The 238-nt window shown below is 65.1% G+C and carries 1 pseudogene; it reads left to right on the plus strand.

Annotation, left to right across the window (positions count from 1 at the left end):
• Positions 1-238, plus strand: a pseudogene (locus EOA78_RS35735) (ATP-dependent DNA ligase); the annotation flags it as partial.

A 238-nucleotide genomic window follows, 5' to 3' on the forward strand; every position in this document is an offset into this window, starting at 1 on the left:
TCAACTGGCTGAAGGTCAAGTGCTACACCGTCGACGAGTTCGAACTGCTCGGTGTCGAGCGTGAGGCCGGCAAGCCGGCGTTCGCCCTGATGGGCGAGATCGGCACGCGCAAATATGTTGGATCGGCCTTCATCAATCCGAGCCGGGCGATCCGCGAGCGCCTGTGGAAGCGTGTCCAGGAGCACGCCGGGCCGCCGCCTAAGGGGATGAAGCGTCCGGCGACGCAGTGGGTCAAGCC

This window comes from Mesorhizobium sp. M5C.F.Cr.IN.023.01.1.1, assembly GCF_003997585.1.
Classification (GTDB): domain Bacteria; phylum Pseudomonadota; class Alphaproteobacteria; order Rhizobiales; family Rhizobiaceae; genus Mesorhizobium; species Mesorhizobium wenxiniae.